The following is a 23,901-nucleotide window of genomic DNA, read 5'->3' as shown; positions in this document are numbered from 1 at the left end:
TCAGTCGCTCCGGTTGCCGATATCGGCCGCATGTCCTTCACCGCCCACCACGCCATCGGAGCCCAGGGAATACAAGTCGTAGCTGCCGTCGATCGCCTGTACACCGGGATTCAGAAACTGATAGGGCGTGCCCCACGGGTCGACCGGCAGGTTTTTCAGGTAACCCTGAGGGTTCCAGTTCCGCGCCGTCGGCAGGCCCGAAGGTCGATTGCTCAAGGCTTCCAACCCTTGTTGCGTCGAGGGATATTGGAAGTTGTCGAGGCGGTACATTTCCAGGGCCGTGGCGATGGCCTGGATATCAATTTTTGCCGCGGTAACTTTGGCCTGATCGGGCCGGCTCATGAACTGCGGCACCACAATGGCCCCCAGCACGCCGATGATCACGACCACCACCATGATTTCGATCAGGGTAAAACCGCGTTGCGCGCGGCGTGAGTTGCTGTGAAGAAGTTGCATGGGTCAATTCACCAATTGGTTGAGGCTGAGAATCGGTAGAAGGATGGCCATGACGATCAGCAGCACAACGCCGCCCATCAGCACCAGCATGGCCGGTTCGAAGAGGCTCACGACCAGCGCGATCCGCGCCGCCAGACTGTTTTCCTGTTGCTCGGCGGCCCGTACCAGCATGTGATCGAGTTCGCCCGCGCGTTCGCCGCTGGCGATCATGTGCAGCATCATCGGCGGGATGTCGCCGCTGAGTTCCAGGCCCCGGGTCAGGGTTCCGCCTTCGCGTACGGAGCGGGCGACATCGACCATGCGCGCGCGAATGGTCAGGTTGCCGATGACGGCGGCGGCAATTTCCAGCGCGTCCACCAGCGGCACGCCACTTCTGCCGAGGATCGCCAGGGTACTGGCAAATCTCGCGGCTTCCATCGCCCGCAACACGTCGCCCGCTACCGGCAGTTTCAAGGCCAGACGATGCCAACGCCGGCGCCATATGGGCTGGCGCAAGCTCCAGCGCCAAAGACCGAACAGCGTCACCAGCACGCCCATCAATAACAGGAAATGGTTGCGCAGACCGTCGCTCAAACCGATCAGCGCCTGAGTCAGCCAAGGCAACGGCTGGCCGCTGTCGACGAAGATTTTCACCACGTCCGGCACCACATAACCGAGCAGAAAACCCACGATCGCCACACTGGCCAGCATCAGGATCAAGGGGTACACCAAGGCCATCTGGATTTTCTGCCGCGATGCCTGTCGCGCCTGGGTATAAGCCGCCAGTTGCTCCAGCACTTGCCCCAAGTGCCCGGAACGCTCGCCGGCAGCGACGGTGGCGCGAAACAGTTCAGGGAACGCTTTGGGAAACTGCCCCAACGCGGTTGAAAGGGCATGCCCTTCCATCACCCGGCCGCGGACCGCCGACAACAGACCCGCGACCTTGCGTCTGGCACTCTGTTTGGTCACCGCTTCCAGCGCTTCTTCCACGGGCAGCCCTGCCTGAACGAGCGTGGACAACTGCAGCGTCAACAGCGCCAGTTCAGCCGCGCCCAGACGCCCGCTGCGAGGTAGCGCTCCTGCGGCGCCACCCGCGCTGACCTCATCCAGTTCACGCGGCCACAAACCGCGCTCGCGCATCAGCTGTCGGGCGTGGCGCGGGCTGTCGGCTTCCAGTCGGCCCTTGCAGCGCCGGCCCCGGGCATCGTCAGCGCGGTAATTGAACGTCGGCACTCGTTAGTCCTCCTGCGTCACACGCAGTAATTCGTCGAGGCTGGTCATGCCGTCGAGTACCCGTTGCCGACCGTCCTGAAAGAGGCTGCAGGACACCTTGCGCGCCTCCTCGACCAACGCCTGCTCAGCGGCACCTTGATGAATCAAAGCCGACACGGCGGGCGTCACGCTGATCAGCTCGTAGATGCCGATTCGCCCGCGATACCCGTGCTGACACTCATCACATCCCACGGCGCTGAACAGCTGCGGTGGCGCCACCGCATCGAGCCCAAGGCGCTGACACGTGGCGGCATCGGCGCGGTACGGCACCTTGCAATGCAGGCACAGCGTGCGAAGTAAACGTTGAGCCAGAATGCCCACCAGCGATGACGCCAGCAGGTAGGCATCAACCCCCATGTCGACCAGCCGCGTCACCGCGCCCACCGCGCTGTTGGTGTGCAACGTCGAGAGCACCAGGTGCCCGGTCAGCGAGGCCTGAACGGCGATTTCCGCCGTCTCGCGATCGCGGATCTCGCCGACCATCACCACATCCGGATCCTGACGAAGAATCGCCCGCAAGCCCCGGGCGAACGTCATGTCCACTTTCGGATTGACCGGCATCTGCCCCACACCCGGCAAGTGATATTCGATGGGGTCTTCGACCGTCAGAATGTTGCGCGTCTGGTCATTCAGGCTGCTCAGCGCGGCGTACAGACTGGTGGTCTTGCCAGAGCCGGTGGGGCCGGTCACCAACAGAATGCCGTGAGGTTTTCCGAGCAACTGACGCAACGCTTCAAGCGTGTCGGGAGGCATGCCGAGTCGCTGCAACTCCAGGCGCCCGGCCTGTTTATCGAGCAGTCGCAGCACTACCCGTTCGCCATGTGCCGACGGCAACGTCGAGACGCGCACATCGACCTCATGTCCGGCCAGTCGCAGAGCCATTCGACCGTCCTGAGGAATACGTTTTTCCGCGATGTCCAAGCGCGCCATGACCTTGATCCGCGACACCAGCAACGTCGCCAATTCACGCCGGGGCCTTAGCATTTCGCGCAACTGCCCTTCGACCCGCATGCGTACCGACAGCGAGTGCTCGAAGGTTTCAAGATGCACGTCTGAGGCATGCTCGCGCACGGCTTCGCTGAGCAGGGCGTTGATCAGCCGGATGATTGGCGCATCGCCCTGCTGCTCCAGCAAGTCGGCGGTTTGCGGAACTTGATCGACCAGACTGAGCAGGTCCAGTTCGTCATCCAGCCCTTGGGCAACCTGCTCCGCCGCGCTTTGACCTTCACGGTAAGCGGCGGCCAGACGCGCCGCGAACACCGTGGCATCCAGCACCCGGATCGGCAGGTTCCGAGCGCATACCCGGCGTGCTTCCGACAGCGCCGTCATCGGCGTATCGGTTCGCAGCACGAGGCTCATGTCGGCCCCCTCGCCTTCCAGGAGAACGCCGAAACGCCGAGCGAACCCAAAAGGCAGCTGTTCGATTTTTTCGCTCATGGCGTAACCGGAGTCTGCTTGCGCAAATCGAACACGGGCGCATCGGTGGCCGGATCGAACAACTGACGTGATTCTGCCGGCAGCAGCAACGAATTGTTCTCGTGCGCGCCTGGCTGACTCAACTTGCGCAGTGCGTTGTAACGCTGCTGGCTCACGTCGGCCAGGTCTTCCTTGCTGCGCACGATGGTGGGCCGCAAAAAGACCATCAGGTTGCTTTTGGTTTGCGTGTCCCGCTTCCAGCGAAACAGCGCGCCCAGGTAAGGAATGTCGCGCAGCAGCGGCACGCCGCTTTGTTGGGTGCGAACACTGTCGCGGATCAGGCCACCGATCACGATGATCTCGCCATCGTCGGCCAGGATGGTGCTCTTGAGCGCACGCTTGTTGGTGATCAGGTCGGAAGAATCGATGCCGGACACTGAAGGCGCGACGTCCGACACTTCCTGTTCCACCTCCAGGCGCAAGGTCGAACCTTCGTTGATGTACGGCTTGATCTTCAGGCTGATGCCGACATCCTTGCGCTCGACGGTGGTGAACGGATTGTCCGCGCCGCTGCTGTTGGTGGCGTAGGAGCCTGTCTTGAACGGCACGTTCTGGCCGACGATGATTTCCGCTTCCTGATTGTCCAGGGTCAACAGGCTCGGCGTTGAGAGCAGATTGCTGTGGGTGTTGCTGGCCAATGCAGAAATCAAAGCGCCGAAACGATCACCGCCCAATTGCAGGATCGCGCCTTCCGGAGCGGATTTTTTATCGCTGAAGCTCAGCCCGCCGACGATGGGAATGTCGGTGCCGGGGAAATTGATGAAGCCCTTTGCGTCGCCGCTGTTGATGCTCCACTGGACGCCGACGGCTTGGGCGATGTCCCCGGAGATTTCGACGATGGCGGCATGGATCAGCACTTGCGCCCGAGGCTGGTCCAGCTGGCGCACGATGTTTTCGATGGTGCGGATTTGCGCCGGCTCGGCGATCAGCACCAGCGCATTCTGGCTCTCGTCGGCCTTGATCATGAACGTCGCGCCGGGCGAATTTTCCTTCACGCCGCCAAGGGACGATCCCTGTTTACGACCCTGCCCCATCACTTCCAGAACTTCGGCCAACTGCTTGGCATCGCTGTGGCGCAAACGAATGACCCGAGCATTGTCGAGGGACGCGGTGGCAGGCGTGTCCAGGCCGCGCGCCAGGTCGAGCAAGCGCTGGCGAACAGCTGGCGGGCCGATGAAGACCAGGCGGTTGGTTCGGGTATCGGCCAGCACCTGAATCGCCGTATCGGCGGTGCGTTTGCCCAGTGAAGATTCAATGATCGTGGCCACATCCGCGGCCTGGGCGTGACGCAGTTGCACCACGGCATGCAGATTGTTCTGCCCCGAATCCAGCTGACGCACGACCTTGGCAATACGACCCACGTTGGCAGCCGTATCGGTGACGACCAGCGCATTGGCCGACACCGACGGGCCGACGTAACCATTGACCGACACCAATGGCCGGATCAACCCGGCCATATCGGTGGCGCTGCTGGTGTTCAATTCAATGACCTGAGTGACGAACTGCGACGCCGTGATGTTTTTTGCGTTGCCTTGGCCTGCACGAGTTTTTGCTTCGGTGACTGGCGTGATCAGAATGCGGTCACCTTCGTCGATCACCGTAAAGTTATGGGCGTCGAGCACCGAGTAAAACAACCGGCGAACACCCTCGCGGTCAAGGGCCTGGCGGGACATGACGGTGATGCGTCCGGAGACTCTAGGGTCGAGCACCACGGTGGTCCCGAGAATGGTCGAGATTTCTTCAACGATGTCGCGCAACTCGGCATTGTTCATTGCCAACTGCCATTTTTCTTCCTCGGCTCGCAACGCGTCATGAAAGAACGCCGTCGCCAAAGCGGCCAGTAAAAGAAAGGTGCGCAGGGTATGCGCGCCGATGAAGCTGTTCATGGGTGTGATCACTCTGACTGCCCGGAAAGAGGGCGTAGAAAACGCGCGGAACTAATGGGCGTCTGTGGGGGGGATGGCGAGTCGAGTGGACGCAGTAGACGCGCGGAAGACGTCTGCAACGTCAGTACCTCTTCTCGCCCCCTGTTCCATAACACCGCTTGATTCACCTCGACGCGACGCAGGACGCTGCCACCTGGCAACGGGTCCCCCACCTGGTAAATGCGAGAACCTTGAGCGTCTGCCAGCAATGCTTTGGACAGTCCTGTGCCAAGGACAAAACTGGCCTGCAAGGTCAGTGGCTCGGCACTCGGTAGCAACATGGTGTCAGCCGTCAGACCGAGTACCGTTGCGACCGCTGTGGTATTGAGGGGCGCCCGGGGCGGTGGCGTCGGCACCGTCGCAGTGAGCGGCAACGGCGAGGCGAGGCTTTCGCGAAAGTCCCATTCCTGCCATGCCACAAACGCTGTGTAACCGACGGCTGTCAGCAGTAGGCAGAGCGTGCACAGGCGCTTGCTCACTCGATTGATTCACTTCGAACAATGCTGCACCAGGACATCCGCCGTAGCACGCGGTGACCGCACAACTCATGGACAACGACCGCGCCGACATGCATCGCGATCAGCAGCGAAAGGAACAGGCACGACCAGACGTGAATCGTGAGAAATAAACCGATGAGGGCTGGATCACTCAGCGGCTGAGGGATTTCGGCCACTGCGAACACGTTAATCGGACGGTCCATCATCAACACTCCGGTGCCCAGCACGACTGTCACCGTGAGATAGATCAGCGTGTGGACGAAGGAGACGATTTTTTTTTCCAACGATGAAGCGCTCAAGTTCGTGTGCCGAACGTGAGCGACAAAAAGACCGAGGCGCCAGACAAAAAACGGGATGAACACCGTTGTCAGCGACACATTGATAAAAGCAACCAACTGACTGATCCGGGCAGGCACTTCGACACTGGCCACATAGAACCCTGACGCCAGCGTCCAGATGATCACAGCCGCCGACAGCCAGTGCAGCCATACGCGCTGCCCGGAGTAACCCAAAACCGTCATGTTCGACTCGAATTGCCAACAGAAGATGAGCCTTCAGGCGATCTATTGCAGATCGCCTGAAGGGTTACGGGGAGGACTTAAATTTTGTCCCAGGCCATGTGCCAGTGCTCACCGACGCCAGGTTCAAATCCATGGGCGGTCGGGGTGTACTGCTTGCAGTAACCGGACGCCGGAAATGGCTTGCATTCGAAGACTTCATTGGTCTTCGGTTGCAGCACTTTGGTGCCGGCGGTGTACTCGCTGAGGCCTTCGGGGAACACGAAGTCGTGCTCTACGCCAGCGCCTTCACCGGTGACATTGGTGGTCTGGGTGTCCTGGCGGGTCGTACGGCCATCCAGAGTGGTGCCGACCAGTGTCAGGGTGTGTTTGCCTGGATTGCTGCGAATGTCGATGACGAGGTTTGTCACGCCGCTTTCCGCCTGCGCCGAGGTGGAACCGACCGGCTTGTTGCTCTCATCGAACAAGGTCGCTTCGACGTTCATTTTACGATTGGAGATCATGCTGAAATCGACCTTCGCCAGGCCTTTTTCCAGCACGTATTCGGCTTGCTGGGAGGCCACCGACATGCGCGCAGCGGTGTCTTCCTTCATGTCCAGCTGAACTTCGTAACGGATCACGCCGCTTTCTTTTTGAGCGTACAGGCTGTTGTTGCCCTTGACCGGTTCGATCGTGCCGTTTTCATCACGCACGCCCGCGCGGATCAGGGTATGGGCTTTGTTGATGGCTTCTGCCAACTTGAACGACCAGTTGTTTGGCGAACCTTGCTCGGCGGAATCAATGGAGATTTCAACGCTGTAGTCCGGACTTTCGCCGTTGGCCGAGAACGCACGAGCCTTGACCTTGTCGCCTTCCAGCAACTGGGTGGAAGGTGCAATGCTGCCTACGGAGGACCAGCCACCTGGAAGCTCCGCTTCGGCAAGGATGTTCACATCTGTCGCGTTGTAAAACGCTGCATCGGTATCGCCGACGGTCCAGATTCCCAGAATGACATGTTGGCCGGACTTGTCTGCCGGGATGTTGCAGTTGTGCTTGGCACCGGACACAGGCTTCTGATTGCCGCCGTCGATGGTGCAGAACGGCGTGCTTTCGAACGTGGCGCGTTTCAGCGACTCGTTCATGTTCCAGCCGTTACGGGTGATGAAGTATTCGTGTTTGGTGGCTGGGTGCACTGCCGTGTAGCGCCACTGGAAATCAATGTTGCGATTCATGATTTCATTCAGATGCCAGCGAGTGGCGGACTGCGCATCCATTGCGGAAAACAACGAGTGACCACCACTAGCGATCTTGCCGTCAATCGGCCCTTGCAACGGAGCACCGCCAACGCCGGCCGGGAAGCCTTTAAAGGTTTCGCCGACACTTTGCGGTTCGTATTGCGCGCCACCACAGTTGGTGTTCAAGCCTTTCTGGCAAAGCAGCGCACGCGACGGTGGTACTTCCAGAAATCCATGTGCGGAAACACTTTGAGTTGTCAAAATTGCCGATAACAGGATCATTGAGGAGGTGCACGCGCTAGCGGCACTTCCTTTATAAAAAATAGTCTTTTTCATGATATGTATTCCAGACTGCTTATCGAAATGACGGCGCCTGTGCTGGCGCCGATGCTCGTAATATCGTTCGCCATGACGCAGAACGAAGGTCTGAAACCTTACCGGGATGAAAGAAGTATCTATGTAGGACAAGTCATCACTGGCATGAGGATTAATCTTTCTTTTCACGTATCTGACAGAGAAAGAAAACATTCTTACAGCCATTACTTTTTTAAGCTGACCGCCATTCAACAAATAAAAAAAAACCTGTCCGACTTATGCCGGACAGGCTTCCTACAATTTCAGTCAAAACTATTCGTGATACTGCGCCGACAACTCATGCACCGCGCGCAGGAATGCACCCGCATGTTCCGGATCGACTTCCGGGGTAATGCCATGTCCGAGGTTGAACACGTGACCGCTGCCCTTGCCATAGCTGGCGAGAATCCGGCCGACTTCGGTGCGAATCGCTTCTGGTTTTGCGTAGAGCACCGTCGGGTCCATGTTGCCTTGCAAGGCGACTTTGTTACCGACGCGGCCCCGGGCGTTGCCGATGTCACAGGTCCAGTCCAGGCCCAGCGCATCGGCGCCAGCGTCGGCGATACTTTCCAGCCACAGGCCGCCGTTCTTGGTGAATAGAATCACCGGCACTTTACGACCTTCGTGCTCGCGGATCAGGCCGCTGACGATTTTGCGCATGTAAGCCAGGGAGAATTCCTGGTACGCCGCCGCCGAGAGGTTGCCGCCCCAGGTGTCGAAGATCTGCACCGCTTGCGCACCGGCCATGATCTGGCCGTTGAGGTAGGACGTGACCGACTGCGCGAGTTTATCCAGCAGCAGGTGCATGGATTGCGGATTGTCGTAGAGCATGGCCTTGGTCTTGCGGAAGTCTTTCGACGAACCGCCTTCAACCATGTAAGTGGCCAATGTCCAAGGGCTGCCGGAGAAGCCGATCAGCGGCACACGGCCGTTGAGTTCGCGGCGGATGGTGCTGACCGCGTCCATGACGTAGCCGAGGTCTTTGTGCGGATCAGGAATCGGCAGGGCTTCGATGTCGGCCAGGGTGCTGATGACTTTCTTGAAGCGCGGACCTTCACCGGTTTCGAAGTACAGGCCCTGGCCCATGGCATCGGGGATGGTGAGGATGTCGGAGAACAGGATCGCCGCATCCAGTTGCGGATAGCGGTCGAGCGGCTGCATCGTGACTTCGCACGCGAACGCCGGGTTCATGCACAGGCTCATGAAGTCACCGGCCTTGGCACGGCTGGCGCGGTATTCCGGCAGGTAGCGACCGGCCTGACGCATCATCCATACCGGCGTGACGTCTACGGGTTGCTTGAGCAGGGCGCGAAGGAAACGGTCGTTCTTCAGGGCAGTCATGTCGGCATCCGGAAAAAAAGTGCGGGCATTTTCTCAGAGCGCGACGCAAAAGGCACGGTTGCAGGTCAGCCTTTTGTCTATCGGGTCAATTTGTCGCGGTGGAATACAGTGTTTGGCACAACGCGAAACAACTGTGGGAGTGAGCTTGCTCGCGATGGCGGCGTCACATTCAACATCTCTGCTGATTGATCCTCCGCTATCGCGAGCAAGCTCGCTCCCACAGGGTTTTGCGTCGTTTGGTTAGACGCCCAGGTAATCCAGAATCCCTTCAGCCGCATTACGACCTTCGAAGATCGCCGTCACCACCAGGTCAGAACCACGAACCATGTCGCCACCGGCGAAGATTTTCGGGTTGCTGGTCTGGTGCTTGTACTGACCCTGTTCCGGGGCTACAACGCGGCCCTGGCTGTCGGTCTGGATGCTGAACTGTTCGAACCACGGCGCAGGGCTTGGACGGAAACCGAAGGCGATGACCACGGCGTCGGCCGGGATGATCTCTTCGGAACCCGGAATCGGCTCGGGGCTGCGACGGCCACGGGCGTCCGGTTCGCCGAGACGGGTCTCGACCACTTTCACACCTTCGACCTTGTCTTCACCGACGATGGCGATCGGCTGGCGGTTGTAGAGGAATTTCACGCCTTCTTCCTTGGCGTTCTTCACCTCTTTGCGCGAGCCCGGCATGTTCGCTTCGTCACGACGATAAGCGCAGGTCACCGACTTGGCGCCCTGTCGAATCGAGGTACGGTTGCAGTCCATCGCCGTGTCGCCGCCGCCCAGCACCACGACCTTCTTGCCTTTCATGTCGACGAAATCTTCCGGCGACTTTTCAAAGCCCAGGTTGCGGTTGACGTTGGCGATCAGGAAGTCGAGGGCGTCATGCACGCCCGGCAAATCCTCACCGGCAAAGCCGCCCTTCATGTAGGTGTAGGTGCCCATGCCCATGAACACGGCATCGTATTCTTCGAGCAGTTGCTCGACGGTCACGTCCTTGCCCACTTCGGTGTTCAAGCGGAACTCGATGCCCATGCCGGTGAAGACTTCGCGACGATTGCTCAGCACGGTCTTTTCCAGCTTGAATTCGGGTATGCCGAAGGTCAGCAGACCGCCGATTTCCGGGTTCCTGTCGAACACCACCGGGGTCACACCGCCGCGTACCAGGACGTCGGCACAACCGAGACCGGCCGGGCCGGCGCCGATGACCGCAACCCGTTTTCCGGTCGGCTTGACCTTGGACATGTCCGGGCGCCAGCCCATGGCGAACGCGGTGTCGGTGATGTACTTCTCCACCGAACCGATGGTCACCGCGCCGAAGCCGTCGTTGAGGGTGCAGGCACCCTCGCACAGACGGTCCTGCGGGCACACCCGGCCGCAGACTTCCGGCAGGGTGTTGGTCTGGTGCGACAGCTCGGCGGCCTGGAGGATGTTGCCCTCGGCCACCAGCTTCAGCCAGTTCGGAATGAAGTTGTGCACCGGGCACTTCCATTCGCAATACGGGTTACCGCAACCCAGACAGCGGTGGGCCTGATCGGCCGAATGCTGGGGTTTGAACGGTTCGTAGATCTCCACGAACTCTTTCTTACGTTGACGCAACAGTTTCTTCTTCGGATCTTTGCGCCCGACGTCGATGAACTGGAAGTCGTTATTCAGACGTTCAGCCATTGTTAAAACCTCATCAAACTCTTCAGGCGCATATCACTGCGGGTTGGCACGGGTGCTGGAAAGCAACGATTTCAGGTTGGCAGCCTTGGGCTTGACCAGCCAGAAACGACGCAGATAGTCATCGAGGTTTTCAGCGAGGTTACGACCCCATTCGCTGTCGGTTTCCGCGACGTATTCGTCCAGCACGCGCTGCAGGTGGCTGCGATAGGCTTCCATCGCTTCGCCGCTGATCCGCTGGATTTCCACCAGTTCGTGGTTGACCCGGTCAACGAAGGTGTTGTCCTGGTCGAGCACGTAGGCGAAACCGCCGGTCATGCCTGAGCCGAAGTTGTAACCGGTCTTGCCCAGCACGCAGACGAAACCACCGGTCATGTACTCGCAGCAGTGATCGCCCGTGCCTTCCACCACGGTGTGAGCACCGGAGTTACGCACCGCAAAACGCTCGCCAGCGGTGCCTGCGGCGAACAGCTTGCCGCCAGTGGCGCCGTACAGGCAGGTGTTGCCGATGATGGCACTGTCCTGAGTCTTGTAGACGCTGCCCTTCGGCGGAACGATGACCAGTTTGCCGCCGGTCATGCCTTTACCGACGTAATCGTTGGCGTCGCCTTCGAGGTACATGTTCAGACCACCGGCGTTCCACACACCGAAGCTCTGACCGGCCGTCCCTTTGAAGCGGAAGGTGATCGGTGCATTCGCCATGCCCTGGTTGCCGTGTTTGCGGGCGATTTCACCAGAGATCCGCGCACCGATCGAACGGTCGCAGTTGCAGATATCCAGCGCAAATTCGGCGCCGCTCTTGTCGTTGATGGCCGACGTGGCCATGTCGATCATTTTTTCCGCCAGCAGGCCTTTATCAAACGGCGGGTTGCGGTCGACCTGACAGAACTGCGGCTTGTCTACCGGGATGTGATCGCTACCGAGCAACGGGGTCAAGTCCAGATGGTTTTGCTTGGCGGTCTGACCTTCGAGGATTTCCAGCAGATCGGTACGGCCGATCAACTCTTCGAGGGAGCGCACGCCGAGTTTGGCCAGCCACTCACGGGTTTCTTCGGCGACGTAGGTGAAGAAGTTCACCACCATGTCGACGGTGCCGATGTAGTGATCCTTGCGCAGCTTCTCGTTCTGAGTGGCGACGCCAGTGGCGCAGTTGTTCAGATGGCAGATACGCAGGTATTTGCAGCCCAGGGCGATCATTGGCGCGGTGCCGAAGCCGAAGCTTTCAGCGCCGAGAATCGCGGCCTTGATCACGTCGAGGCCGGTTTTCAGGCCGCCGTCGGTCTGCACCCGGACTTTGCCGCGCAGGTCGTTGCCGCGCAGCGTCTGGTGGGTTTCAGCCAGGCCGAGTTCCCACGGCGCGCCCGCGTATTTGATCGAGGTCAGCGGCGATGCGCCGGTGCCGCCGTCATAGCCGGAGATGGTGATCAAGTCCGCGTAGGCCTTGGCCACACCGGCAGCGATGGTGCCGACGCCCGCTTCTGCCACAAGCTTCACCGAGACCAGCGCCTTCGGGTTGACTTGTTTCAGATCGAAAATCAGCTGCGACAAGTCTTCGATGGAATAGATGTCGTGGTGCGGTGGTGGCGAAATCAGCGTCACACCCGGCACGGCATAACGCAGCTTGGCGATCAAACCGTTGACCTTGCCGCCTGGCAGCTGACCACCTTCGCCGGGCTTGGCGCCCTGGGCGACCTTGATCTGCAGGACTTCAGCGTTGACCAGGTATTCCGGTGTAACACCGAAACGGCCGGTCGCGACCTGCTTGATTTTTGAGCTTTTGATGGTGCCGTAGCGCGCCGGATCTTCACCGCCTTCGCCAGAGTTGGAACGCGCACCGAGGCGGTTCATGGCTTCGGCCAAGGCTTCGTGAGCCTCCGGCGACAAAGCGCCCAGCGAAATGCCGGCGGAGTCGAAGCGTTTGAGCACCGATTCCAGCGGTTCGATCTCGCTGATGTCCAGCGGCGTTTCCAGGGTTTTGACCTTGAACAAGTCGCGGATCATCGACACCGGACGGTTGTCGACCAGCGCCGTGTATTCCTTGAACTTGCTGTAGTCGCCCTGCTGCACAGCGGCTTGCAGGGTGTTGACCACGTCCGGGTTGTACGCGTGATATTCGCCACCGTGAACGAACTTCAGCAAACCACCTTGCTGGATCGGCTTGCGCGGGCTCCAGGCTTCGGCGGCCAAGGCCTTCTGCTCAGCTTCGATGTCGACGAAACGCGCGCCCTTGATGCGGCTTGGCACGCCACGGAAGCTCAGGTCGCAGACTTCTTCGGACAGGCCGATGGCCTCGAACAATTGTGCCCCGCGGTAGGAGGCGATGGTCGAGATGCCCATCTTCGACAGGATTTTCAACAGGCCTTTGGTGATGCCTTTGCGGTAGTTCTTGAACACCTCATAGAGGTCGCCCAGCACTTCACCGGTTCGGATCAAGTCGCCCAACACTTCGTAGGCCAGGAACGGGTAGACCGCCGAGGCGCCGAAGCCGATCAACACTGCGAAGTGGTGCGGGTCGCGAGCGGTGGCGGTTTCCACGAGGATGTTGGAGTCGCAACGCAGGCCTTTTTCGGTCAGACGGTGGTGCACCGCGCCAGTGGCCAGCGAGGCGTGGATCGGCAACTTGCCCGGGGCAATGTGACGGTCACTCAGGACGATCTGGGTGCGACCGGCGCGAACGGCTTCTTCAGCCTGATCGGCGACGTTACGCACGGCAGCTTCGAGGCCGACGCTTTCGTCGTAGTTGAGGTCGATGATCTGGCGTTCGAAGCCCGGACGATCGAGGTTCATCAGCGAGCGCCATTTGGCCGGGGAAATGACCGGCGAGCTGAGGATCACGCGCGAAGCGTGTTCCGGCGACTCCTGGAAAATGTTGCGCTCGGCACCGAGGCAGATTTCCAGCGACATGACGATAGCTTCACGCAGCGGGTCGATCGGCGGGTTGGTGACCTGCGCGAACTGCTGACGGAAATAGTCGTACGGCGTGCGCACGCGCTGAGACAGCACGGCCATCGGCGTATCGTCGCCCATCGAACCAACGGCCTCATAGCCTTGCTCGCCGAGCGGACGCAGCACCTGGTCGCGCTCTTCGAACGTGACCTGGTACATCTTCATGTATTGCTTGAGTTGGTCGACATCATAGAAAGCCGAACCGTGGTCGTTGTCTTCCATGGTTGCCTGAATGCGCAGGGCATTCTTGCGCAGCCATTGCTTGTACGGATGACGGGACTTCAAGCGGTTGTCGATGGCGTCGGTGTCGAGGATCTGACCGGTTTCGGTGTCCACGGCAAAGATCTGCCCCGGGCCAACGCGACCCTTGGCGATCACGTCTTCAGGCTGGTAGTTCCAGACACCGATTTCCGAGGCCAGGGTGATGAAGCCGTTTTTGGTGGTAACCCAACGCGCCGGGCGCAGACCGTTACGGTCGAGCAGGCACACTGCGTAACGACCGTCGGTCATTACCACGCCGGCCGGGCCGTCCCACGGCTCCATGTGCATCGAGTTGTATTCGTAGAACGCGCGCAGATCCGGGTCCATGGTTTCGACGTTCTGCCACGCAGGCGGAATGATCATCCGCACGCCACGGAACAGGTCGATGCCACCGGTGACCATCAACTCGAGCATGTTATCCATGCTGGAGGAGTCGGAACCGACGCGGTTTACCAGCGGGCCGAGTTCCTCCAGATACATCAGATCGTTGGTGAACTTGGTGCGACGGGCCTGGGCCCAGTTGCGGTTGCCGGTGATGGTGTTGATTTCGCCGTTGTGGGCGAGGAAGCGGAATGGCTGAGCCAGCGGCCATTTCGGCAGTGTATTGGTAGAGAAGCGCTGGTGGAACACGCAAATCGAGGTTTGCAGGCGCTGGTCGCTGAGGTCTGGATAGAAGGCGGTCAAATCCGCCGGCATCATCAGGCCTTTATAAATGATGGTCTTGTGGGAAAAGCTGCAGATGTAGTGATCAACGTCGGCGGCGTTGGCCACGGACGAGCGACGACGGGCGCTGAACAGCTTGATCGCCATGTCCTGATCGCTGAAGCCTTCACCGCCGATGTAGACCTGTTCGATTTGCGGCAGGCGCTCAAGGGCCAGGCGGCCGAGGACGCTGGTGTCGATCGGCACTTTGCGCCAGCCGACCAGTTGCAGGCCTTCAGCCCGGATCTCGCGGTTCAGGTTCTCGCGAGCGGCTTCGGCTTTGACCGGGTCCTGGTTGAAGAAGACCATGCCCACTGCGTATTGCTTGGGCAGTTCGACACCGAAGGTTTCCTGGGCAATCGCGCGCAGGAACACATCTGGCTTTTGAATCAGCAGACCGCAACCGTCACCGGTCTTGCCGTCGGCGTTGATCCCACCGCGGTGGGTCATGCAGGTCAGGGCCTCAATGGCCGTTTGCAAAAGGGTATGACTGGGCTCGCCCTGCATATGGGCTATCAGGCCGAAACCGCAGTTATCCTTGAATTCATCTGGTTGGTACAGACCTGCTTTCATAGACACTTTCTCACCAGGCTGCCTCTTTTCGAGGCAAATTTCTTTTCAATTCAACCACTTGCATTCCGCGCCGAACGTACGCCGGCTTAGCGGTGGCAAAAGGGTGGTCATTGTACACAGCGACACAGACGCCCACAAATTTGACGACGAACTGTCGCAAATCTATGTCGCATTTGTGAAAGGTTTAAAGCGATCTGCTGTGCTAGTCAAAATTTTTTTAATTCTGACCGCAACGACTCAAAGACTACTGTGACGCAGACACCACAAGGCACGCGGTCTGTAGAGACAGCATGCGCTTGCAGAAATTTTGAGGTGCCGAGAGAGGCGGCCTGGGTAAGGCCGCCGAATCTTCAGCGAGTTGGTGCCAGTTCCTGTTGGACGCTGGCAACAGTGCGAGGCCAAGGTTTACCAGCCTGAACCTTCGCTGGCAAGGCCTTGATGGCGCTAAGGGCTGCATCGCGGTTGGCGAAGCTGCCGTAGGTGATGACGTAAAGCGGTTTGCCGTTGAGGACTTTCTTGAAATATCGGTACTCGCCGCCCTGCTCCTTGACGAAGCTTTGCGCGGACGTCTCAGAGCTGGTGCCGAGGATCTGCACCACGTAATTGCTCGCAGGTTGCCCGGCGTACCAGGTACCGCCGGCTGCCTTGGCCCCGGCGGCTGGTTTCTCGGCAGGCTTGGCGGTTGCGACGGCAGCTGGCTTGGCGGGCGCTGGAGCCGGCTTCACCGCAGGCGTCACAGGGACCGGCTTGGCAGTCGCGACCTGAGCTGGCGCAGGTGTCGGCTTGGCGGCTGGCGTCGGCGCAGGACCGGCCGGGATGCCCGCAGGTGGCGCCGTGGTGGTCACGGTCGGCGGCGTATCGCTGGATCCTTCGACAGGCACGCCATCGTCACCTTCGGTGATGCCGCCGGCCTCTTCGGCCAGCGGACCACGCATGACCGGCTGCGAGTTGCCGACCAGCGGCAAAGGCATCGGTTGCGAGTTGCCGGCGAATTCCACGGCCGGTGCGCCGCCGCCAGGTTGTGGCGCGCCCTGTCCGAGCGGCAGTTGCGCCTGTTCGTTGGCAGGTGCGCCTGTGGTCGGTGCTTTGCTGCGACCCGGCATCAACCAGGCGGCGGCTACCGCGACCACGACGACGGCGGAAATCGCCAATACGTGTTTCTTCGGCATGTTGAACCCCATACTTGGACGCTTGACCGCAGAGCGGCTGGCAATCATGGCTTCGATCATTGCATCGCGGGCAACCTGGTTGATGTTGCCAGGCCAGCCGTCGGAGCTTTCGTGAATATCAGAGATCTGATCCGCGGTGAAAAGTTCGATACCGCGCCCAGCACCTTCAAGCCGCTGATCGAGATATTCGCGGGTTTCTTCTTCGGTGTAAGGCTGCAATTCGATGACGTGAAAGCGCTCTTCTTCGAGGCTCAACGCCTCGAGTTGCGCGATCAGCGATGACTCGCCGAACAGGAACACATGCGGGCGACCTTCCGGTGCACCAGCGGCCAACTCCATCAAGGCTTCCAACGCAGACTCGTCGAGTTGCTCGGCGTCGTCCACTAGCAAATAGACTTCCTGACCGGTCAGCGCGAGCTGCACGACCTGAGCCAGGATTGGACCAATCTCTGCCTGAGCGACGTTCAACGCCTGAGCCACCTGACGCAACACGCCAGCGGCATCGCCGGCGCCACGAGCGGAAACCACCACGCTCTGAACGGACTGTTTGTTGGTGCTGGCTACCAGGGCCTGACGCAACAGGGTCTTTCCACTGCCTTGCGGGCCGGTGACCACCAGCAGCAACTGGCTGTAGCGAGCCAGGTGATGCAGCTGACCCAGCACCGGTTTGCGCTGGGCCGGAAAGAATTTAAAGCCAGGCACCCGCGGAGCGAAAGGGTCATGGCTTAACTGGTAATGGCCGAGGAAAGCCTCGTCGGCGTGCAAACTAGTCATCGGGATCTTATCAACCTTTAAGCTGAGCCAGGGCGCGGTAGTCCGCTCCCAGCGTGGCCTGTAGAACCTCTTTCGGATAATCGTCGGTCACCACCGCTTCGCCCATGTGGCGCAGCAGCACCAGGCGTAAACGACCGTCGATCACTTTCTTGTCAATTGCCATGTGTTCGAGAAAATCGGCTTCCGTCATCTCTTCAGGCGGGATGACCGGCAGGCCGGCACGCTGGAACAGGCGAATGCCGCGATCACGCTCCTGTTCGCTGATCCAGCCCAGGCGCGCCGACATCTCCAGGGCCATTACAGTGCCCGCAGCTACCGCCTCACCATGTAGCCACACACCATATCCCATGTGGGTTTCGATGGCATGGCCGAAGGTGTGTCCCAGGTTCAAGGTGGCACGAACGCCGGTTTCCTTCTCGTCGGCGCCGACCACCGCCGCCTTGGCCGCGCAGGAACGTTCGATCGCATAAGTCAGGGCGACCTGGTCCAGGGCGCGCAGGCGATCGACGTTTTCTTCGAGCCAAGTGAGGAACGGCTCGTCGCAAATCAGCCCGTATTTGATGACTTCAGCAAGCCCGGCGGACAACTCGCGAGCCGGCAGGGTATTGAGGGAGGCGGTATCGATCAGCACCACGTTCGGCTGATAGAAAGCGCCGACCATGTTTTTGCCCAATGGATGATTGATCCCGGTCTTGCCACCCACCGAGGAGTCGACTTGCGACAGCAGGGTGGTCGGAACCTGGATGAAATCGACACCGCGCTGGTAGCAGGCGGCAGCAAAACCGGCCATGTCACCAATCACACCACCGCCGAGAGCGATAACGGTGGTGCGGCGATCATGGCGCGCGGTCAGCAGACCATCGAAAATCAGTTGCAGGGTTTCCCAGGTCTTGAAAGCTTCGCCGTCGGGCAACACCACGGAAATCACCGAGAACGGCGCAAGGCTGCGGGTCAGGCGTTCGAGATAGAGCGGCGCAACGGTTTCGTTGGAGATGATCGCCACTTGCCGTCCGCGAATGTGCGGGACCAGCAGTTCAGGCTGATCCAAGAGACCCTCGCCAATATGAATCGGGTAGCTGCGCTCGCCTAGATCGACCTTGAGTGTCTGCATGTGTCCCCACAGTGAAGATGGAATCAGGCGTCCTGCCTTGAGTTATCGAATATCCAGAGCATCTGTTGGTGTTACGCCGTTCGGTAGCCATCCGCCACAACCTTGAACAGTCATGACAGGACGCCGAGGATAGCGCATTTCGCGCTGCGCTTTAACGGGGAGGCAGCCGCTGCAGGCGGTCAAGAATGTCGAGCACCACCATCCGCGGCGGTCGCTCATCGGTTTCCACGACCAGGTCGGCGATTTCCCGATACAACGGATCGCGTAGTTCCAGCAGGTCCCGAAGGGTCTTGGCCGGATCGGCGGTACGCAGCAGTGGCCGATTACGGTCACGGGCGGTGCGACCGACCTGCTGCTCGACGGAAGCGTGCAGATAAACCACCCGACCACCGGCACGCAGTGCGAGACGATTCGCTTCGCGCATCACTGCACCACCGCCGGTCGCCAGCACCACGCCATCGCATCCGCACAGCTCGGCAATCATCGCCTGCTCGCGGTCACGAAAGCCCGGTTCGCCTTCCTTATCGAATATCCATGGGATATTGGCGCCCGTGCGCAATTCAATTTCCTTATCGGAATCTTTGAATGGCAGGCGCAGCTCTTTGGCCAGCAACCGGCCGATGGTGCTTTTTCCAGCCCCCATCGGTCCAACAAGAATCAAATTTCGCACAGAATCAATGACTCACAGCAATCGCCTGGTTGTTCATAATACGCGGAGTGAGAAATACCAGCAGCTCGGATTTTTTCTCCGAAACCACGTCACGCCGGAAAAGGCGGCCAAGATACGGCACATCACCGAGAAATGGCACCTTATCTACAACCTTGCTCTGAGTATTGGAGAAAACCCCACCGATCACGATGGTCTCTCCGTCATTGACCAGGACCTTGGCATTGACCTCGTTTTTCTTGATCGGCGGCACATCCTGCACCTTGTTCAGGTAGTCCGGTTCATCCTTGGTGACTTTGACCTCCATGATGATCCGGTTGTCCGGGGTGATCTGCGGCGTGACTTCCAGCGACAGCGAGGCCTCCTTGAACGACACCGAGGTGGCGCCGCTGGAGCTGGCTTCCTGGTAAGGGATCTCGGTGCCCTTGAGGATTTTCGCGGTTTCCTTGTCAGACGTGACCACCTTGGGTTGCGAAACGATTTCACCGTTGCCGGTTTTCTCCATCGCGGTCAGCTCAAGATCCAGCAGCACATTGTCGGTGATGAATGCGATGCCGAGTCCCGAGGTGTTGGCAGAGGTACCCAAGTCGACGAACGGCGAGTTGGTGCTGGTGCTGCCGGGCGTGCCGATGGTCGACGACGCGTTGGCACCGTTGCTGACACCGGACGTGTTCCAGTTGCCCTTGTTCTGTATCGAACCGCCCCAGCGCACGCCGAGGCTTTTGTCGTAGTCGACGTTGGCTTCGACGATCCGCGCCTCGATCATCACCTGGCGCACCGGGATATCCAGTTGCGCGACGATACGGCGAAGTTCGTCGAGGCGGTCCTGGGTCTGATAGGCAATGATGTTATTGGTGCGTTCGTCGACGGTGATCGACCCCCGCTCGTCGACTTTCGCCTCGGCACTGGTCACCGACTGAAACAGCTTGGCGATATCGGCGGCCTTGGCGTAATTGACCTGCAGCAGCTCGCGACGCAGCGGCGCCAGGTCGGCGATCTGCTTCTGCGACTCCAATTCCTGGCGCTCCCGGGCGGCGATCTCATCCGCCGGCGCAACCAGCAGCACGTTACCGATCTTGCGTTTGTCCAACCCCTTGGTTTTCAGCACCAGGTCCAGTGCCTGATCCCACGGCACATTCTGCAAGCGCAAGGTAATGCCGCCCTGCACCGTGTCGCTGGCCACCAGATTGAGGTTGGTGAAGTCGGCGATCAATTGCAGCACCGAGCGCACATCGATGTCCTGGAAATTCAGCGAGAGCTTTTCACCGGTGTAGGCAAAACGCTCGGCGTTGCGTCTCTGCAGGTCATCGACGGTCATGGGGCGGATGCTGACGGTCAGTTTGTTGTCTGTCTGATAGGTCGAATAGTCGAAAGCGCCACTGGGCTCGATGCTGATGGTTGCCCGGTCACCGCTGGCGCTGGCGTTGACGAATTGCACGGGCGTGGCGAAATCCTTGACGTCCAGTCGTACCCGCAACGGTTCCGGCAATTGGGTTTTGGCGAAACCGAGGACAATCTTGCCATCGCGCTCCTGGATGTCCGGGGCGATGGACGGATCCGACAGGTCGATGACCACATTGCCTTCACCCTGGGTGCCGCGCTGGAAATCCACGCCGCGGATCGCCTTGCTCACCGGCGCATAGACCTTGGCGGGCGCCGGAATTGACGTGGCGACACGTGACGGTTTGGCTGTTGGGGTGGAGGCTGCGTTACCGGCTCCGCGCCCGACTACCACGAACAGAGTATTGCCCTCGACCCGAGCGGTGTACGGCGCCAGTTGAGTCAGGTTGATGATCAGCCGCGTGCGGTCCTTGGCTTCCACCACTGTGGCGCTGCGGGCATTGCCACCGCCCAGATCGCGGGTCTTGCTCGCTAGCTTGCTGACAACGCCAGGCAGGTCCAGCGCAATCCGCGCGGGTTGCTCCGTCGTATAACCCTGCGGCTGCGGCGGGGCGCCATCAAAAGACAACTTCAACTCGACGCGGTCTCCCGGCAGCGCCGCGACATCGAGCGCTTTGAGGTTGGCCGCCTGTACCATCGGTGACAGCATCGCTATCCATAGCGAAATTCCGAAGGTTGCGAAAATCCTGTTCATTATTCGAGTTCCACTATGAGTGCTCTTTCAAAGGGATGGTCCGCGGACGTTCCAGCCAGGCGCCTTCGCCGTCGGGAACGATTTCGACCACATCGACTTGCGAGCCGCTGATGGCGACGATCCGGCCATCGTTACGTCCCAGGTAATCGCCGACCTTCAACCGATGCACACCGCCCGCCCCGCGCAAGAGCGCAAAGGAGCCAGCCGCATTGGAAATCGTGCCGACCATTTCAAACTGCTCGATGTTGAAACCTTCGAGGTACTGCTTGACCCGGCTGGGGTCAGGCTTGACGTTGCGCGAGCCATGCTTCTGTCCAGCCAGGTCAACTCTGAGCTGCCGGGAAAACGGGCTTCGCAGGTTAGCGGCGTTGTAGGTGAACGTTGGGTAAGACCGGAATGTCGGCGTAGGTTCAATCCTGCCCGGCGCACGCAGGCGCATTTCATTCATGTACGCATCCAGGTCGCTGAAGTCAGCGTCGCCGCCGCAGCCGGCCAGCAGCGCCAATAGCCCGACCATCGGAAATAAACGCTTCGGGTTCATTCCTCCTGCCCCTTGTCGTTGTACCGATAGGTCTTGGCAAGAATGCTCATGCGCAATTTCGGACCGCCCTCGGGATTGGCCGGCGCCAGGTCGAAGTCATGCAAGGTGACGATCCGAGGCAACCCGGCCACGCCACTGACGAACGTGGCAAGGTCGTGATACGCGCCAGTGACGGTGATCTGGATCGGCAACTCGATGTAGAACTGCTGGGTGACCTCCGGCAGCAGTTTGATCTCTTCGAATTCCAGGCCACTGCCCAGGCCGGTTCGAGTGATGTCCTCAAGCAGGCCGGGGACCTCGGTGTCGCTGGGCAATTGCCGTAACAGCACGCCAAAGGAATTCTCCATTTCCTTCATCTGCTGGACGTATAGCTCCAGATTCGCCGCCATCTGTGCCTTGGTGGCGAATTGCTCTTTGAGCGTCGACTCTTCTTCGCGCTTGAGTTGAAGCTGACTCTCAAGGTCGCTGATTGAAAAGCTGTAGCCCAGCGCAAACACCAGAATCATCAGCAGGACCCCGGCCAGCGCCTTGATGGCGGGCGGCCAGGAACCCATGTTGTTAGTGTCCAGATCGTTGATGTCGATCTTGCGCAAGCCTTCAAACCATTCGGCCGGACTCATTGAACGGCCTCCGCAGCAGCAGGCTGGGTCTGACGAACGCTCAACTGAAAGACATTGGCCTGATCCAGCTGGCCGGCGGTCGTCGCCTTGACTTCCGTCAGGGTCGGGGCGTCGAACCAGTCCGATGCATCCAGGTTGCGCATCAGGTCTGACACGCGGTGATTGGATTCTGCCGCGCCGGTTATGGACAGGGTTTTGCCTTCCATTTTCACCTCGGTGAAATACACCCCGTCCGGCAAGGTACGCGCCAGCTGATCGAAGATTCGCCCGCTGATCGGACGATTGCCTTGCAGGTCCTGAATGATGCGCATGCGCTCGATCAGTTGTTGGCGACGGGCTTTCAGGTCACTGATCTGTTTGATCCGCTCGTCGACCACGGCAATCTGTTGCCCGATGTAATCGTTTCGTGCGATTTGTCGATCGATGGCACCACTGATGGCCTGATCCGCAACCAGCACCGCTCCCACTGACCCCACCAACACAACGACCAGCGCCAGCAAGAAGCGTTTGCGCCGCGCTTCCCGCAGTTCTTCGCGCCAGGGTAAAAGGTTGATCCGTGCCATCAGTCGAAACTCCTGAGGGCCAGCCCGCAAGCGATCATCAGCGCAGGTGCATCGCTGGCCAGGGCACCGGCGTTGACCTTGCTGCTCAGAGTCATGCTCGAGAAGGGATTGGCCACCTGCGTCGGCGTGCCCAATCGCTGCTCAATCAACCGGTCCAGCCCCGGAACCGAAGCGGTGCCGCCGGCCAGCAGGATGTGATCGACAGCGTTGTACTGCCCGGAGGCGAAGAAAAACTGCAATGACCGCGACACCTGCTGCACCAGCGCTTCACGAAACGGCTGCAGCACCTCGCTGACGTAATCGTCCGGCAAACCGCCCTGCTTCTTTGCCAGCCCGGCTTGCTCGAGGGTCAGGCCATAACGACGCTGGATTTCTTCCGTGAGCTGACGCCCGCCGAACAATTGTTCGCGGGTGTAGATGATGCGTCCGTTGTGCAGAACGCTGAGCGTGGTCATGGTCGCACCGATGTCGACCACGGCAACTGTCAGGCGCTCCTCAGTGGTTACCAACTGTCCGGTCAGCAACCCGAAGGATCGCTCGAGCGCGTAGGCCTCGACATCGACCACGCGAGCAGTCAGACCGGCCAGCGCGAGCGCCGCTTCACGGACTTCGACGTTTTCCTTGCGACAGGCTGCCAGCAACACATTGACCCGCTCGGGGTTGCGCGCCGACACCCCCTGGACTTCGAAGTCGATGGCCACTTCGTCCAGCGGATAAGGGATGTATTGATCAGCCTCGATTTTCAGCTGGTTTTCCATCTCGTCGTCGGAAAGACCGGCATCCATTTCGATGGTCTTGGTGATCACCGCCGAACCGGCCACGGCCACGGCGACGTTCCTGAGACTGGTTCTGGCCTTGAGCAACACGCGCGTGAGTGCCTGACCCACGCCTTCGAGCTCGGCGATGTTTTTCTCGACCACCGCGCTGGCGGGCAGCGGCTCTACCGCATAGGCCTCGACCCGGTAGCGGTCGCCGTGGCGGCTCAGCTCAAGAAGCTTTACCGACGTGGAGCTGATGTCTATCCCCAGCAGCGTTTTAGCCTTTTTATTGAAGAGTCCAAGCACTACCAATTCCCTATGACTATCCGTGAGTTACGGACTCTGTAATGTCCATTGCGTTCAATCCGCCCGTCTTGACAGCTGCGCAAATGACGCCCTCGACGGAAAAATGCTTATAATGCCCAGCGTTTTT

The 23,901-nt window shown here is 59.9% G+C and carries 18 protein-coding genes; all 18 read right to left on the bottom strand.

From position 1 onward, the window contains the following. Window positions 1-456, bottom strand: coding sequence for a type II secretion system major pseudopilin GspG (gene gspG, locus ACYZT9_RS02800; protein WP_462008459.1), 456 nt, complete (start codon window positions 454-456; stop codon window positions 1-3). A gap of 3 nt (window positions 457-459) precedes the next feature. Beyond that, entirely contained in the window at window positions 460-1,668 is a 1,209-nt protein-coding gene (gene gspF / locus ACYZT9_RS02795; protein WP_462008458.1) for a type II secretion system inner membrane protein GspF, read from the bottom strand. Between the two features lie 3 nt (window positions 1,669-1,671). Then, on the bottom strand, window positions 1,672-3,144 hold the full coding sequence (gene gspE, locus ACYZT9_RS02790; protein WP_462008457.1) for a type II secretion system ATPase GspE: 1,473 nt from the start codon (window positions 3,142-3,144) through the stop codon (window positions 1,672-1,674). Next, complete coding sequence (gene gspD / locus ACYZT9_RS02785; protein WP_462008456.1) at window positions 3,141-5,069, bottom strand: type II secretion system secretin GspD; 1,929 nt, start codon at window positions 5,067-5,069, stop codon at window positions 3,141-3,143. The genes gspE and gspD overlap by 4 nt, the downstream gene beginning before the upstream one ends. Window positions 5,070-5,077: 8 nt before the next feature. Continuing rightward, a complete protein-coding gene (locus ACYZT9_RS02780) occupies window positions 5,078-5,587 on the bottom strand; it encodes a hypothetical protein (RefSeq protein WP_462008455.1) in 510 nt (169 codons plus the stop codon). Beyond that, a complete protein-coding gene (locus ACYZT9_RS02775) occupies window positions 5,584-6,126 on the bottom strand; it encodes a cytochrome b (RefSeq protein ID WP_462008454.1) in 543 nt (180 codons plus the stop codon). Before ACYZT9_RS02775 ends, ACYZT9_RS02780 begins: the two co-directional genes overlap by 4 nt. Window positions 6,127-6,203: 77 nt before the next feature. Then, complete coding sequence (gene gbpA, locus ACYZT9_RS02770; RefSeq protein WP_462008453.1) at window positions 6,204-7,673, bottom strand: N-acetylglucosamine-binding protein GbpA; 1,470 nt, start codon at window positions 7,671-7,673, stop codon at window positions 6,204-6,206. 291 nt (window positions 7,674-7,964) lie between these two features. After that, complete coding sequence (gene hemE, locus ACYZT9_RS02765) at window positions 7,965-9,032, bottom strand: uroporphyrinogen decarboxylase (RefSeq protein ID WP_462008452.1); 1,068 nt, start codon at window positions 9,030-9,032, stop codon at window positions 7,965-7,967. A gap of 240 nt (window positions 9,033-9,272) precedes the next feature. Then, a complete protein-coding gene (locus ACYZT9_RS02760) occupies window positions 9,273-10,691 on the bottom strand; it encodes an FAD-dependent oxidoreductase (protein WP_462008451.1) in 1,419 nt (472 codons plus the stop codon). Window positions 10,692-10,724: 33 nt separating this feature from the next. Continuing rightward, window positions 10,725-15,170: a glutamate synthase large subunit gene (gltB, locus tag ACYZT9_RS02755; RefSeq protein ID WP_462008450.1), complete on the bottom strand. Its 4,446-nt coding sequence runs from the start codon at window positions 15,168-15,170 to the stop codon at window positions 10,725-10,727. 350 nt (window positions 15,171-15,520) lie between these two features. Next, window positions 15,521-17,113 (bottom strand): AAA family ATPase, encoded by a 1,593-nt coding sequence (locus tag ACYZT9_RS02750; RefSeq protein WP_462008449.1) that lies wholly within the window; start codon window positions 17,111-17,113, stop codon window positions 15,521-15,523. Window positions 17,114-17,123: 10 nt separating this feature from the next. Beyond that, window positions 17,124-18,224 (bottom strand): 3-dehydroquinate synthase, encoded by a 1,101-nt coding sequence (aroB, locus tag ACYZT9_RS02745; RefSeq protein WP_462008448.1) that lies wholly within the window; start codon window positions 18,222-18,224, stop codon window positions 17,124-17,126. A gap of 151 nt (window positions 18,225-18,375) precedes the next feature. After that, window positions 18,376-18,894 (bottom strand): shikimate kinase AroK, encoded by a 519-nt coding sequence (gene aroK / locus ACYZT9_RS02740; RefSeq protein WP_462008447.1) that lies wholly within the window; start codon window positions 18,892-18,894, stop codon window positions 18,376-18,378. A 4-nt stretch (window positions 18,895-18,898) separates the two neighbouring features. Further along, complete coding sequence (gene pilQ, locus ACYZT9_RS02735) at window positions 18,899-20,986, bottom strand: type IV pilus secretin PilQ (RefSeq protein ID WP_462008446.1); 2,088 nt, start codon at window positions 20,984-20,986, stop codon at window positions 18,899-18,901. A 13-nt stretch (window positions 20,987-20,999) separates the two neighbouring features. Further along, window positions 21,000-21,527: a pilus assembly protein PilP gene (locus ACYZT9_RS02730; protein ID WP_462008445.1), complete on the bottom strand. Its 528-nt coding sequence runs from the start codon at window positions 21,525-21,527 to the stop codon at window positions 21,000-21,002. Further along, on the bottom strand, window positions 21,524-22,147 hold the full coding sequence (pilO, locus tag ACYZT9_RS02725; protein WP_462008444.1) for a type 4a pilus biogenesis protein PilO: 624 nt from the start codon (window positions 22,145-22,147) through the stop codon (window positions 21,524-21,526). The genes ACYZT9_RS02730 and pilO overlap by 4 nt, the downstream gene beginning before the upstream one ends. Next, window positions 22,144-22,710, bottom strand: coding sequence for a PilN domain-containing protein (locus ACYZT9_RS02720; RefSeq protein ID WP_462008443.1), 567 nt, complete (start codon window positions 22,708-22,710; stop codon window positions 22,144-22,146). Before ACYZT9_RS02720 ends, pilO begins: the two co-directional genes overlap by 4 nt. After that, the gene (locus tag ACYZT9_RS02715) at window positions 22,710-23,774 is read right to left on the bottom strand and encodes a pilus assembly protein PilM (RefSeq protein ID WP_462008442.1); all 1,065 of its coding nucleotides are present in this window, start codon (window positions 23,772-23,774) and stop codon (window positions 22,710-22,712) included. The genes ACYZT9_RS02720 and ACYZT9_RS02715 overlap by 1 nt, the downstream gene beginning before the upstream one ends. Window positions 23,775-23,901: the final 127 nt, after the last annotated feature.

This window comes from Pseudomonas sp. ZT5P21, assembly GCF_054897785.1.
This window is presented reverse-complemented; position numbering and strand designations above follow the sequence as displayed.